This is a genomic window from Bradyrhizobium sp. 2S1 (assembly GCF_011516625.5).
Lineage (GTDB): Bacteria > Pseudomonadota > Alphaproteobacteria > Rhizobiales > Xanthobacteraceae > Bradyrhizobium > Bradyrhizobium septentrionale.
Map to the genome: position 1 here is coordinate 3,675,630 of NZ_CP147717.1, position 12,649 is coordinate 3,688,278.

The following is a 12,649-nucleotide window of genomic DNA, read 5'->3' on the forward strand; positions in this document are numbered from 1 at the left end:
TTCGTGAGTCACAGTGCCATGCGTCGACAGTCCAACTTGACCCGGCATCTTGCTTCCGCAGCCCTCGTGGCGGTCTTCGCCGCTGGCCTTGGCGGCTGCCAGACCATGTCCGATGTGACGGGATCGATTGCGTCCAAGTCGGATCCGATGCCCGATGATCCGCGCCGTTCCGCCGAAGTCTACGGCGAGCGTTATCGCAAGAATCCCAAGGATGTCGACGCCGCGATCGCCTACGGACAGGCGTTGCGCATGAGCGGGCAGCGCTCGCAGGCCTGCGCCATGCTGGAGCAGGCCACGATCGCCAATCCCGGCAACAAGACGCTGCTCGCCGCCTATGGCCGCGCGCTGGCCGACAACGGCAATTCGCAGGCCGCGTTCGACGTGCTGAGCCGCGCCCACAGCCCGGATAATCCGGACTGGCGGATACTGTCGGTGCAGGGAACCACGCTCGACAAGATGAACCGGCACGAGGAGGCGCGGCGCTATTACGCAAGCGCGCTGCGGCTGGCTCCGGACGAGCCGTCGGTGCTGTCCAATCTCGGCCTGTCCTACATGCTGACAAAGGAATTGCCGAAAGCGGAAGAGACGTTGCGCCAGGCCTATGCCAGCGCCCGCGCCGACACCCGTATCAGGCAGAACCTTGCGCTCGTAGTCGGCCTTCAGGGCCGCTTCGCGGAGGCCGAAACCATCGTCAAGGCCGACCTGCCGGCAGACGAGGCGGCGGCCAACGTCGCCTATCTCCGCGACATGCTGAACCGCAAGGACGGGCCGCGAACCGCATCGCGCGCCGCCCCTGTCGTCGCCAAGGATGACTAACCAACACGGCAACTTCCATACCTCCCCTTGAAAAGGGGAGGTCGCTTTGCTCGCAGAGCAAAGCGGGTGAGGATCATCTCTCTCCACGGGCAGCGTCGCCTGTGGCTGACCCCCATCCCGGCCTTCCACCTTTCAGGGGGAAGGGGAAGGCAGACCTTTATTCGGGCTATGCGTACTGCAAACCTCCCCTTGAAAAGGGGAGGTCGCTTTGCTCGCCAGAGCAAAGCGGGTGGGAATCTGCTCTCTCCGCATGCAGCGTCGTCTGCGGCAGACCCCCATCCCGGCCTTCCCCCTTTTCAGGGGGAAGGAGAAGGCGGTCGGCGCGGCGGAGCCGCTCAATGCATCGTGGCGATCTTGATGTAGGACGGCCCGAGAATCACGATGAACAGGCAAGGCAGGAAGAACAGGATCATCGGCACGGTCAGCTTGGGCGGCAGTGAGGCGGCCTTCTTCTCGGCCTCGTTCATGCGCATGTCGCGGTTTTCCTGCGCCATCACGCGCAGGCTCTGGCCGAGCGGCGTGCCGTAGCGTTCGGATTGCTGCAGGGCCATGCACACCGACTTCACGCCCTCGAGCCCGGTGCGGCGCGCCAAATTCTCGTAGGCAGTCCTGCGGTCCTGCAGGTAGGACAATTCCGCGGTCGTCAGCGCGAATTCCTCCGACAGCGCGACCGACTGTCCGACGATCTCGTTGGCGACCTTGCGGAACGCGACCTCGACCGACATGCCCGACTCGGTGCAGATCAGCAGCAGGTCGAGCGAATCAGGGAAAGCGCGCTTGATCTGGAGCTGGCGCTTGGAGATCGCGTTCTTCAGGAACAGCATCGGGGCCTGGAGGCCGGCATAGGCCGCGCCGACGCAAATGCCGATCTTCAGCGTGAGCGACCAGGTCGCGCCGGCGATGAAGAACGTATAGATGATCGCGGCGAGCAGCATCACGACCGGCGTCGCCGCGCGGGCTGCCAGGAAATAGACGTACGGGGCGTGGCCGCGATAGCCGGCCATTACCAGCTTGTCGAGCGCCGCTTCCTGGGCTAGCCATTTGGTGAGGTTGAGGTCATCGACCATCCTGGAGACGGCCTGCTTCGGCGTCTGCCGCAGCGTCACCTTCTCCGACTTGGAGAGCCTATCGCGTTCGCGCTGCCGGAGACGTTCGCGCTCGCTGGCGACCGCCTTCATGCGCTTGTCGAGATCGCCGCCGGCGAGCAGCGGCATCACCAGTGTGTAGACCGTCGCGCTTGCCGCGAAGAAGGCAAGCAGCATGGTCATGAACCTGACGTCGTGGAGCTTGGCGATAAGGAAATCAATCATGCTGCACCGTCAGAAATCGAAGTTGATCATCTTCTTCATCACCAGCACGCCCATCGACATCCAGACGGCGCAGGCGACCAGCATCAGCTGGCCCATCGAGTTGGTCCACAGCAGCGCGATGTAGTCCGGCGTCGTGAGGAACACGAGGATCATCACGATCGGCGGCAGCGAGCCGATGATGGCGGCGGAGGCCTTGGCTTCCATCGACATCGCCTGGATCTTCTCGGCCATCTTCTTGCGGTCGCGCAGTACCTTGGACAAATTGCCGAGCGCTTCCGACAGGTTGCCGCCGGACTTCTGCTGGATCGCGATCACGATGCCGAAGAAGTTTGCTTCCGGCAGCGGCATGCGCTCATAGAGCCGGGAACAGGCCTCGCCGAGGGGCATGCCGATCGCTTGGGTCTCGATGATCGCGAGGAACTCGCTGCGCAACGGCTCCGACGCGTCGTTGACGACCGCCTTGAGCGACTCGAACAGCGGCAGGCCGGCCTTGATGCCGCGCACGATGACGTCGACGGCGTCGGGCAGCGCCTTCAGGAAGGCCTTCTCCCGCCGCTTCTTCAGCCAGCCGAGCAGCCAGCGCGGTACGCCGAGACCCATGGCAAACCCGATGCCGGCCGCGCCGAGCATGCCTCCGCCGGCCAGAAATGCCGCGCCGAATCCGAACAGACCGAGGGCACCGGAGATGATCCAGAATTTCTGCTCGGACCATTCCAGTCCGGCCTGCGAGATGCGCATGCCAAGCGGGACTTTCCTGTCCTTCTGCCGCCGCGCCTCGAGCTCCTTCAACGATCCCTCGACCTGCTCGCGGCGCGAGCGTTGCGTGCGGTCGACATTTCGTGCTGCTGCAGGCTCGCTGCGCGCCACCGATGCGCGGCGCGACTCGGCCTTCTTCTCTCCCGACAGGTAGGGATAAAGGAAGACCCAGGCGATGCCGCCCACGGTCGTGGCGGCGAGGAAGGCCAGGGCAAGGGTTTGCGTCTGCATCCTGCGTTCTCCTAGACCGGCGCCGGCGCGTCGGAGGCGTCGAGCGCCGCCGCGAGCCGCTTCTCTTCATTGTAGTAGCGCGCACGCTCCCAGAAGCGCGGCCGGCCGATGCCGGTCGAGCGGTGCTTGCCGATGATCTTGCCGTTGGCGTCTTCCCCGACCACGTCGTAGAGGAAGACATCCTGGGTGATGATGGTGTCACCTTCCATGCCCATCACCTCGGTGATGTGCGTGATGCGGCGCGAGCCGTCGCGCAGGCGCGCAGCCTGCACGATGATGTCGACCGAGGCGCAGATCATCTCGCGGATGGTGCGCGACGGAAGCGAGAAGCCGCCCATCGTGATCATGGATTCGCAGCGCGACAGCGCTTCGCGCGGATTGTTGGCGTGCAGCGTGCCCATCGAGCCGTCGTGGCCGGTGTTCATCGCCTGCAACAGGTCGAACGCCTCGGGTCCGCGGACTTCGCCGACGATGATCCGCTCCGGGCGCATACGCAGGCAGTTGCGCACCAGTTCGCGCATCGTCACCTGGCCCTCGCCCTCGATGTTCGGCGGCCGGGTTTCCAGCCGCACCACATGCGGCTGCTGCAGCTGGAGTTCGGCGGCGTCTTCGCAGGTGATGATGCGCTCGTCGTGCTCGATATAGTTGGTCAGGCAGTTCAGCAGCGTGGTCTTACCGGAGCCGGTACCGCCTGAGATGATCACGTTGCAGCGGACCCGGCCGATGATCTGCAGGATGGTCGCCCCTTCCGGCGTGATCGCGCCGAACTTGACGAGCTGGTCCAGCGTCAGCTTGTCCTTCTTGAATTTGCGGATGGTCAGCGCAGGCCCGTCGATCGCCAGCGGCGGTACGATGGCATTGACGCGCGAGCCGTCGGCGAGGCGGGCATCGCAGATCGGCGAGGATTCGTCGACGCGCCGGCCGACCTGGCTGACGATGCGCTGACAGATGTTGAGCAGCTGCTGGTTGTCGCGAAAGCGGATGCCGGTGCGCTGGATCTTGCCGGCTACTTCGATGAACACGGTGCCGGCGCCGTTGACCATGATGTCGGCGATGTCGTCGCGCGACAGCAAGGGCTCCAGCGGTCCGTAGCCGAGCACATCGTTGCAGATGTCGTCGAGTAGCTCTTCCTGTTCGGCGATCGACATCACGATGTTCTTGATCGCGATGATCTCGTTGACGATGTCGCGGATTTCCTCGCGCGCCGACTCGCTGTCCAGCTTGGCGAGCTGGGCAAGGTCGATCGCCTCGATCAGGGCGCCGAAGATCGTCGCCTTGACCTGATAATAGTTGTCCGAGCGGCGGGCTTCGACGATTGGGGCCGGCGGTGGCTTGGCCGGGGCCAGCGGCGGCGACGAGATCGTGGGCGCGACGGACTCGCGCGCCATCGGCGGCGCGCCGGCGGGCTCCGGCGCCTGAAAGGCGGGCTTGGGTGCCCGCACGTCCCCATCGTTTCCGCTACGCTTACCAAACACGACGTCTTGACTCCACGCGGGCCACTATTTGGACCGCAGCTTTTCGAGCAGGGGCGACAGGAAGGACCCCCTCGGCTTCTTGGTCTCGCCGCGGCCTGTCAGCCGCTGCGCCATCTGCAGGAACATCTCGACCGCGCGGTGATTGGCGGAAATTTCCGCGATCATCTGGCCGTTGTTGGCGGCCGAACCGAAGATCTGCGGATCGAACGGGATTATGGCGATCGGCTGGCTCTCGATCGCCTTGGCGAATTCGCCCGCGGCGATCTCCGGTCGTTTCGGCACGCCGACCTGGTTGAGGCAGTACAGCGGCGCGCGGTCGTTGGGCCGGGACGCCTTCAGGAGGTCGAACATGTTCTTGGCGTTGCGCAGATTGGCGAGATCCGGCGCCGCCACGATCAGGATGTCGTCGGCCGCGATCAATGCGCGCTTGGTCCAGCCGGACCATTGGTGCGGCACGTCGAGCACGATGCAGGGCATCGTGGTGCGCAGCGTATCGAAGATCGCATCGAACGCTTCGGCGCCGAAATCGTAGACCTTGTCGAGCGTGGCCGGCGCCGCCAGCAGGCTCAGATGGTCGGTGCATTTCGACAGCAGGCGGTCGACGAAGGCGGTATCGACGCGGTCCGGCGAGAACACGGCGTCCGCGATGCCTTGCGCCGGATCCTGGTTGTAGTTGAGGCCGGCGGTGCCGAACGCGAGGTCGAGGTCGGCGACCACGGAATCCAGCGCCAGATCGCGGGCGATCGCCCAGGCCACATTGTGGGCGATCGTCGAGGCGCCGACGCCGCCCTTGGCGCCGACGACGGCGACGATGCGGCCGACCGCCTTGGCTTCCGGCGCCGAGAACAGGTTGCAGACCGCGCGCACCACGTCGATTGCATGGGCCGGCGCGATCACATAGTCGCTGACGCCGCGGCGCACCAGCTCGCGATACAGCGTGACGTCGTTGACGCGCCCGATCACGACCACGCGGGTGCCGGCATCGCAGACCGTGGCGAGCTGATCGAGGCCGGTCAGGATGTCGCCGCGGCCCTCGGTCTCGAGGATGATGACGTTGGGCGTTGGCGCCGAGCGATAGGCCTCGACGGCGGCGGCCATGCCGCCCATCTGGATTTTGAGGTGAGCCTTGGCCAGCCGGCGATCCTCGCCGGCCGACTGTACGGCGGCGGCGGTCTCGACCGTTTCGCAGAACGCCTGAACCGAAACCCGTGGCGCCGGAGCAATATGGTCGTCCACGGCCTGCGACGTGGCGTCCGGCTGCTCTTCGGAGTTTTGCTGCGCGTAGGTGATCATTTTCCTGTATCGCTTAGCTTGGCCCTGTCGGACTCGGGATACGTCGTGGCGGTGGTGGTGCCCTTGCGATACTTGTCGAAGGCGATATTGCGACGCGACGTGTAGGCAGGGGTCTCCGCGCGCGGCTGCACGAGGTCAGACGGGTTTTCGACCATGGCGGCGAGGTTGCGCTGATTGGCGCAGCCGAAATTGTAGTACTGCTGGTTCTCGATGTAGGCCCTGTTGTGGATCGACGGGCCGAGGTCGTCCGGCCAGAGGCCGCACGGCCCCGCGGTGGCCTTCATCTTTGGATAGTTCACCCGGATCGCCGGCATCATCCGCGGATCGTCGGGGTGATATTTGCGAACCAGCATCCCGCGGGGCGGCACGCCGGCGGCGGCGAAGGTGGCCTGGATCTCGCGCAGGGATTCCTGGGCGGGCCGGGCGTTCGGCGTGTCGACCGGCACGTCGATCGTCACGGCGCCGGTTCCCTCGCGCATCCAGTCCCCTGCCATCTCCATCACCGAGGCGCGCTGATCCGCGGTCAGGCCGCCGCGGCTGCGGCCGACGAACACCACGATCGAGCGATCAGCCTCGGTCACCGAGATCGGATGACGCTGGCGATAGTCGGCGGGGGCGTCCATCGCGAAACTGTTGTCGGCGGCGTGCTGGCAGGCGCCGAGCGTCACGGCAAGGCCGACGAGCGCCGCTGCGATAGCGATCGGGCGCTTGGTACCGGCGGGTGTCCTGGATGTGGTCTGTGTCATCGTCCGCCTCAGTCCGTGATAAAGCCGTAGGTGCCGCGGTAATTCCGCGCCGGCTCGGTGCGGCCCGGCACGCCGTAGACGCGATTGATGCTGCCCAGCAGGTCGGCCTGCGGATCCGACGCATTGGCGAAACCGTCATCCGGACGCGACAGGTCCTTCTGCGCCACCGCGCGAACGATATAGGGCGTCACCAGCACCATCATTTCGGTCTGGTTGTTGACGAAGTCGCGGCTGCGGAACAGCGTGCCGAGCACCGGCAGCGTCGACAGCCCGGGAAGGCCGTTGATCGCCTGCTTGGTCTGGTCCTGGATCAGGCCGGCCATCGCCATCGAGCCGCCCGAGGGAATTTCCAGCGTGGTCTCTGCGCGGCGGGTCTTGATCGAAGGGATCGTCGTTCCGTTCGCACCGCCGGTCAGCGAGTTCTCGGTCGAGACTTCCGACACTTCCGTCATCACGCGCAGGCTGATCCGACCTTCGGTCAGCACCACCGGCGTGAAGTTGAGCGAAATGCCGAATTTCTTGAAGCTGACGGTCTGAACGCACTGTCCGATCGCGCCGCTCGTCGTGGTCTGACAGGTCACGCCGGTTGGAATTGGAAATTCGCCGCCGGAGATGAAGGTGGCTGATTCGCCTGAGATCGCGGTCAGGTTCGGCTCGGCGAGCGTGCGGACGACGCCGGCGCTTTCCATGGCGCGGATCGTTGCGGAGACCGAGGGCGCCGACCCGAACGAGGTGGTGATGGCGTTGTTGGGCACCAGCGCTGCGTTGTTCGCCGTAAACGGGTTGGCGTTGGCGAATTTCACCACCGCTGTGCCGTAGTTGAGATTTGCGGTGAGGTCGATGCCGAGCTGCTTGATCAGGCTGCGCGAGACTTCGGCAACCGTGACTTTCAACATCACCTGGTCACGGCCGCGAACCGTGATGGAATTCACGACCTTGTCGGTGCTGCCGACCAGCCGGGCGGCCATCTCGCCGGCCTGCTGCGCCTCGACCGGGCTCGCCGCACTGCCGGTCAGCACGACGCCCTCGCCGACGCCCTCGATCTGGATGTCGGAATTCGGCATCGCCTGACGAAGCGCCGCACGGACACCGTTGAGGTCGCGCTTGACCGCGATGTCATAGGCCGCGATCTGCTGGCCGGCGGCATCGAAGAACACGATGTTGGTCTGGCCGACCGTCGCGCCGATGATGTAGGCGCGTTGCGCCGAGCGGACCACGGCGTTGGCGATCTTCGGATCGGCGACCAGAACGTCCTTGATGTCCCTGGGCAGATCGATCACCACCGATTTGCCGACGCCGAGCGCAAGGAAACGGGCGTTCATTTGACCATCGGCCGCGGCAGGGGGCGCGGCGGCGCGGTAGTCGCTCGCCACCACCGGCGTCAGCGCCGGGTTGAGCGTGAGCGCTGCGACCGCCGAGAACGACAATGCGCGGACCATGTAGGCCCGCATCGTCCGTTGAGTTGCCCCGCCCTTCATCACGTCTGTCCTCATGATCACTTCTGCATCGTTGCCTGGTTGGCAACGCCAAAGCGGATGACGTTGATCGTCTCACCGCGCTTTTGGGGGTTGTCGTCGGTCCTGACGTCGGTCGCGTTGACGTCGACGATGCTGCGCAGCGCCAGCGACAGGATGCCGCTCTGGCGCGCGCGCGCCAGCGTCTCGGTCTGCTCGGGCTTCAGCTCCAGCGTCACCGTTTTGCCGATCAGCGCGTTGGTGCCGTCCTTCTCCTTCGGTGCCTGATCGATCGCGAGCACCCGGATATTGGTCAGGATGACCTCGGAATTGACGATGTCGGCGCCGTTGCGGTCGGGATTCTTGTCCCGCTTGGACAGCAGGACGTCGACCCGGTCATTCGGCAGGATGAAGCCGCCGGCGCCCGTCTCCGGCGAGATCTCGGTCGATACTGCCCGCATGCCGGTTGGCAGGATCGCAGCCATGAAGCCGCTGCCCTCCGCCTTGACGAGCTTCTGCTCGCGAATCGGCTCGCCCTGGATGAAGGGGGCACGCGCGATCGAGCCGGTGACGTCCTTGATGGCTTCAGCGTTGCTGTCCCTGCGCATGAAGCTGGCGCTGGCGGTCGCCGCCGGCCAGGTCTGCCACTGCAGATCCTCGGGCTTCACCGCCTGGCCGAGGCCGATGTCGGCTTTCGCGACCAGGATGTCGACGGTGGGCAGCTGCGCGACCGGGGGAGGCGCCGCCGGCTTGTCGTCGCCTCCGCTTGCCAAATAGAGCGCCGCAAGGCCGGCGCAGCCTGCAATTGCCAGGACCAGAATGCGGGCCTTATCCATTACGCTTCACTTTCCACATGACGCCGCGACGCTGCCGCCGCCGTGATGGGAGTTGACCAGCTATTCGTCAAAGCATGGTTAATGAGGCGTATCTAAATCGCCTTAACGGGCGGTTACCGCTGCTTTCTCAGCGCATCGCTAAGTGCGCGAGATCAATCGTCTTGATCCAGTCCGTCTCGGGATAGATCAGCAGGGCGCCGAGGGCGAGTGCGATGCCGTAGGGAATTCCGGTCTGCTTGTCGTGCAGCCGGCTGAGCCAGGCCTGGGACGCCAGCGGGTAGGGCAGGGGCCATTGCCGGAGCTGCAACAGCAGCACGGTCAGTGCACCGCCGAACAGCGACGCGAACACCAGATAAGGCAGCAGATGCTCGAACCCGAACCACAGGCTGGCCGCGGCCGCGACCTTGGCGTCGCCGCCGCCGACCCAGCCCATCGCGAACATGCCGAACGCCACCACCAGCACCAGCGCGCCTGCGCCGGCATGGGTGAGGATGTCGTGGACGCCCATCCCGGTCAGCGGCGCCATCACGAAGAAGCTGGCCGCCAGTGCCAGCGAGATCCGGTTCGGGATCGTCATGGTCAGGAGATCGCTCGCCGCCGCGAAAGCCATCAGGGCCGGAAACAGCATCAAGCGTGCGATGTCGAGGATCATGGATTCATGCCGTCAAGCTGGAGCTGCGGTCGAGACCCGACGCTAGCGGCCATTGGTGAACAATCGGGAAAGGACTGCCGGCTGCTTCGAAGGCGGCCGGCTATTGGAGCTCGACAAATAGCAAAGGTCCCGGGGTTGCCGGGACCTTTGATGCGAACTCGTCGGAACCGGCTTACTTCAGCGAGCCCGAGATCGAGTTGAAGGTACCCGAGAGTTTCGTGCCGACGCCGTTGACCGCAGCGATGATCGCGATGGCGATGCCGGTCGCAATCAGGCCGTATTCGATGGCGGTCGCGCCCGACTCATCCTTCACGAAGCGCGAAACGAGGTTCTTCATAGAATTCACTCCTGTGTACACGTGGCTGGTCGAACTAGGTTTGGTCTGGCCGGCGTTCTCAGCACCGTGACCATGGCGGCACCCTACGGTTCGACGATTTCGGTGCAGTTAATTTGATCGCATAAACTCCGGGGGAACCCGCTGTTGTTGCGCAAAGTAAATTTGGAATTAAGCGGCTCGCCAAAATTGCAGATTGTTGCCGAGGCCGGCCGCGGCCGGGGTCTATTCACGGCTCCTTAAGCGCACATCTATACCCATGAGGCTTCCGTAGAATGAGGCTGTCATGTCCACCCTTCCGCTTGAAGTCATCGAGATGCTCGGCCAGACGATGATGAGGGTGGTGCCGATCACGATCGGCCTCGCATTGTTCTTCAGCGTGCTGACCCATTTCTGGGCCTGCAATCCCGGCAAGCCATGGTGGCAGAAGCGTGAGCTGGTCATGGACATCTGCTACTGGTTCTTCGTGCCGGTGTTCGCCCGCGTGCTGCGCATCGGACTCCTGGTGGTCGGCGCGGCCGCGGTCTTCAACGTGCACAGCGCCGACGATCTCATCGCGTTCTACGAGAACGGGCACGGCCCGCTGTCGCAGCTTCCGCTCTGGCTGCAGTCGATCGGCTTCCTGGTCGCCTCGGACTTCATGCTGTATTGGCTGCACCGGATGTTTCACGGCGGCGGCTTCTGGAAGTACCACGCCATTCATCACTCCTCCGAAGACCTCGAATGGATTTCGGCGGCGCGCTTCCATCCCGTCAATCTCCTGATCGGCACGATCACGGTCGACGTGATTCTGCTGATGGCCGGCATCTCACCGAACATCATGCTGTGGGTCGGCCCGTTCACCACATTCCATTCGGCCTTCGTCCACGCCAACCTGAACTGGACACTCGGCCCGTTCAAATATGTGATCGCGACGCCGGTGTTTCATCGCTGGCATCACACCGCGCTCGAGGAAGGCGGCGACACCAATTTCGCGGGCACGTTTCCGCTCTGGGACATCCTGTTCGGGACGTTCCGCATGCCCGAAGGCAAGCTTCCGGAGGATTACGGCGTCGACGCCGAGCAGGGCGTGCCGGCCGAGATCGGCGGACAGCTGGCCTATCCGTTCCGGCATTGACGTCGTTGTCCGGCCCGTGCCCGCATGAGTGCTGAGACCGCAACCATCCCGCATGCGAGGACCTCTGCATTCGCCGAGGTCCCGGCCTGGTTCTGGATGGCGTGCGGCGTCTATGCGCTGCTGCTGATCGTCGGCGACAGGCTGCTCGCCGATTCCGACACCTACTGGCAGATCGCGGTCGGCCGCTGGATCCTCGACCATCGCGCGCTGCCGTCGGTCGATATCTATTCGTTCACCAAGGCAGGTCAGCCATGGATGTCGTCGTCCTGGCTGGCGCAGGTCCTGTTCGCGAAGGCCTATGATCTTGCCGGGTGGACCGGTCCCGCGGCGCTGACCGCGGCCTGTGGTGCCGCCACCTTCGCGCTGCTTACCGCCATTCTCAGCCGCGCGGTGCCGGCGATCTATGCGAGCCTGGTCGCGCTGACGGCGCTGGTGCTGACATGCGGGCATCTGCTGGCCCGTCCGCATGTGCTGGTGCTGCCGATCATGATGGTCTGGGCGAACGGCCTGATGGTCGCCAGTGAACGCCGCGAGGCCCCCTCGTTCTGGCTGCTGCCGCTGATCGCGCTCTGGGCCAATTTGCATGGCGGCTTTCTGTTCGGCCTGGTGCTTCTCGGCGCCTTTGCGCTCGACGCGATGTGGAATGCCGCGCCCGCGCAAAGATTGCCGCTGGCACTGTGCTGGACGGCATTCGGTATCGGCGCGCTGGCCGCGTGCTGCGCGACCCCCTACGGATGGGGTTCGCTCCTTGCCTCCTTGAAGATTCTCAGCCTCGGCGAATTGCTGCATCTGATTGCGGAGTGGATGCCGGCGAACTTCAGCCACATCGATGCATTCGAGCTATCCATTCTCGGCCTGATCGGCGGGGCGCTCTATTGCGGAGTGAGGCTGCCGCTGCCGCGGATCGCCCTGGTGCTGGGCCTGCTGCACATGGCGCTGTCCCATGTCAGGAATCTCGAGCTGTTCGCCCTGCTGCTGCCGCTGGCTGCGTTGATGCCGGTGGCGACCCAGTTCGATCTGCGTGCCGCGAGCATTGTCCGGCTGAAGGCTGCGCCGACTACGATATTCATCGTCGCGCTGTGCGCCTCGACCTGGTTCGTTGCGGCACGGGGCAACATCGCGCCGCCGCCGATCCATTCGCCCGCTGCTGCCGTTGACGCGCTGAAGGCGCACAATGCCCGGCGCGTGCTCAACGATCTGCAGTTCGGCGGATATCTGATCTGGCGTCAGGTGCCGGTGTTCGTCGACGGGCGTGCCGAGCTTTACGGCGAGACGTTCGAGATGGCCTATTACCGCGCGCTCCAGCTCAAGGACGTCGACGGCTTCTTCGATCTGCTCAAGACCTACGACATCGATGCGGTGATGCTCGACCCGGCGACGCCTGCCTCCAGATTTCTCGATCATATCGATGGATGGCAGCGCCTCTACGCCGACGATTGCGTGGTGATCCATGTGCGTACGGGCGGCGAGGCGGCGGCCGCGCGCCCTGCGGGATAGGCGCGAGATTCCAAGGCCGCTGGCCGATCCGCTCCGGAAGTCGTGACATCCGCGCAATTCGGCGCTCGATATTTGCGCTTCTTAAATGAATTGCCGTCAGATTCGCCTGCGTCGGGCGCCGGTCCGCTGCGT

General features: G+C 64.7%; 12 protein-coding genes. 3 read left to right on the forward strand and 9 right to left on the reverse strand.

Annotation, left to right across the window (positions count from 1 at the left end; translation table 11 throughout):
* The first annotated feature begins 18 nt into the window (after positions 1–18).
* On the forward strand, positions 19–816 hold the full coding sequence (locus HAP54_RS17270; protein ID WP_166302016.1) for a tetratricopeptide repeat protein: 798 nt from the start codon (positions 19–21) through the stop codon (positions 814–816).
* 335 nt (positions 817–1,151) lie between these two features.
* On the opposite strand, the gene HAP54_RS17275 is transcribed toward HAP54_RS17270, so the two are convergent.
* From HAP54_RS17275 to HAP54_RS17315, 9 genes are all read right to left on the reverse strand, one after another.
* Positions 1,152–2,126, reverse strand: coding sequence for a type II secretion system F family protein (locus HAP54_RS17275; RefSeq protein WP_166302019.1), 975 nt, complete (start codon positions 2,124–2,126; stop codon positions 1,152–1,154).
* A gap of 9 nt (positions 2,127–2,135) precedes the next feature.
* On the reverse strand, positions 2,136–3,113 hold the full coding sequence (locus HAP54_RS17280; protein ID WP_166302022.1) for a type II secretion system F family protein: 978 nt from the start codon (positions 3,111–3,113) through the stop codon (positions 2,136–2,138).
* An 11-nt stretch (positions 3,114–3,124) separates the two neighbouring features.
* Complete coding sequence (locus HAP54_RS17285; protein ID WP_029077760.1) at positions 3,125–4,588, reverse strand: CpaF family protein; 1,464 nt, start codon at positions 4,586–4,588, stop codon at positions 3,125–3,127.
* Between the two features lie 24 nt (positions 4,589–4,612).
* Positions 4,613–5,881, reverse strand: coding sequence for an AAA family ATPase (locus tag HAP54_RS17290; RefSeq protein ID WP_166302025.1), 1,269 nt, complete (start codon positions 5,879–5,881; stop codon positions 4,613–4,615).
* Positions 5,878–6,627, reverse strand: a complete 750-nt coding sequence (locus tag HAP54_RS17295) for a CpaD family pilus assembly protein (RefSeq protein ID WP_166302028.1) — start codon at positions 6,625–6,627, stop codon at positions 5,878–5,880. The genes HAP54_RS17290 and HAP54_RS17295 overlap by 4 nt, the downstream gene beginning before the upstream one ends.
* A gap of 8 nt (positions 6,628–6,635) precedes the next feature.
* The gene (locus tag HAP54_RS17300) at positions 6,636–8,120 is read right to left on the reverse strand and encodes a type II and III secretion system protein family protein (protein ID WP_175619798.1); all 1,485 of its coding nucleotides are present in this window, start codon (positions 8,118–8,120) and stop codon (positions 6,636–6,638) included.
* Between the two features lie 2 nt (positions 8,121–8,122).
* The gene (gene cpaB / locus HAP54_RS17305) at positions 8,123–8,917 is read right to left on the reverse strand and encodes a Flp pilus assembly protein CpaB (protein ID WP_166302031.1); all 795 of its coding nucleotides are present in this window, start codon (positions 8,915–8,917) and stop codon (positions 8,123–8,125) included.
* A 127-nt stretch (positions 8,918–9,044) separates the two neighbouring features.
* On the reverse strand, positions 9,045–9,569 hold the full coding sequence (locus HAP54_RS17310; protein ID WP_166302034.1) for an A24 family peptidase: 525 nt from the start codon (positions 9,567–9,569) through the stop codon (positions 9,045–9,047).
* Positions 9,570–9,741: 172 nt separating this feature from the next.
* Positions 9,742–9,906 carry a Flp family type IVb pilin gene (locus HAP54_RS17315; protein ID WP_016842642.1) on the reverse strand — a complete coding sequence of 55 codons (165 nt, stop codon included), beginning with the start codon at positions 9,904–9,906 and terminating at the stop codon, positions 9,742–9,744.
* A 283-nt stretch (positions 9,907–10,189) separates the two neighbouring features.
* On the opposite strand from HAP54_RS17315, the gene HAP54_RS17320 reads away from it, so the two are divergent.
* Together HAP54_RS17320 and HAP54_RS17325 are read left to right on the forward strand one after the other, a co-directional pair.
* Positions 10,190–11,020, forward strand: coding sequence for a sterol desaturase family protein (locus HAP54_RS17320; protein WP_166302037.1), 831 nt, complete (start codon positions 10,190–10,192; stop codon positions 11,018–11,020).
* Positions 11,021–11,044: 24 nt separating this feature from the next.
* Positions 11,045–12,517: a hypothetical protein gene (locus HAP54_RS17325; protein WP_166302040.1), complete on the forward strand. Its 1,473-nt coding sequence runs from the start codon at positions 11,045–11,047 to the stop codon at positions 12,515–12,517.
* The last annotated feature ends 132 nt before the right edge of the window (positions 12,518–12,649 follow it).

What these genes read in the sequence shown, in the direction of transcription:
- HAP54_RS17270 (WP_166302016.1), top strand. Translation starts at nt 19, where the DNA reads ATGCGTCGACAGTCCAACTTGACCCGGCATCTTGCTTCCGCAGCCCTC.
- HAP54_RS17275 (WP_166302019.1), bottom strand. Translation starts at nt 2,126, where the DNA reads ATGATTGATTTCCTTATCGCCAAGCTCCACGACGTCAGGTTCATGACC.
- HAP54_RS17280 (WP_166302022.1), bottom strand. Translation starts at nt 3,113, where the DNA reads ATGCAGACGCAAACCCTTGCCCTGGCCTTCCTCGCCGCCACGACCGTG.
- HAP54_RS17290 (WP_166302025.1), bottom strand. Translation starts at nt 5,881, where the DNA reads ATGATCACCTACGCGCAGCAAAACTCCGAAGAGCAGCCGGACGCCACG.
- HAP54_RS17295 (WP_166302028.1), bottom strand. Translation starts at nt 6,627, where the DNA reads ATGACACAGACCACATCCAGGACACCCGCCGGTACCAAGCGCCCGATC.
- HAP54_RS17300 (WP_175619798.1), bottom strand. Translation starts at nt 8,120, where the DNA reads ATGAGGACAGACGTGATGAAGGGCGGGGCAACTCAACGGACGATGCGG.
- cpaB (WP_166302031.1), bottom strand. Translation starts at nt 8,917, where the DNA reads ATGGATAAGGCCCGCATTCTGGTCCTGGCAATTGCAGGCTGCGCCGGC.
- HAP54_RS17310 (WP_166302034.1), bottom strand. Translation starts at nt 9,569, where the DNA reads ATGATCCTCGACATCGCACGCTTGATGCTGTTTCCGGCCCTGATGGCT.
- HAP54_RS17315 (WP_016842642.1), bottom strand. Translation starts at nt 9,906, where the DNA reads ATGAAGAACCTCGTTTCGCGCTTCGTGAAGGATGAGTCGGGCGCGACC.
- HAP54_RS17320 (WP_166302037.1), top strand. Translation starts at nt 10,190, where the DNA reads ATGTCCACCCTTCCGCTTGAAGTCATCGAGATGCTCGGCCAGACGATG.
- HAP54_RS17325 (WP_166302040.1), top strand. Translation starts at nt 11,045, where the DNA reads ATGAGTGCTGAGACCGCAACCATCCCGCATGCGAGGACCTCTGCATTC.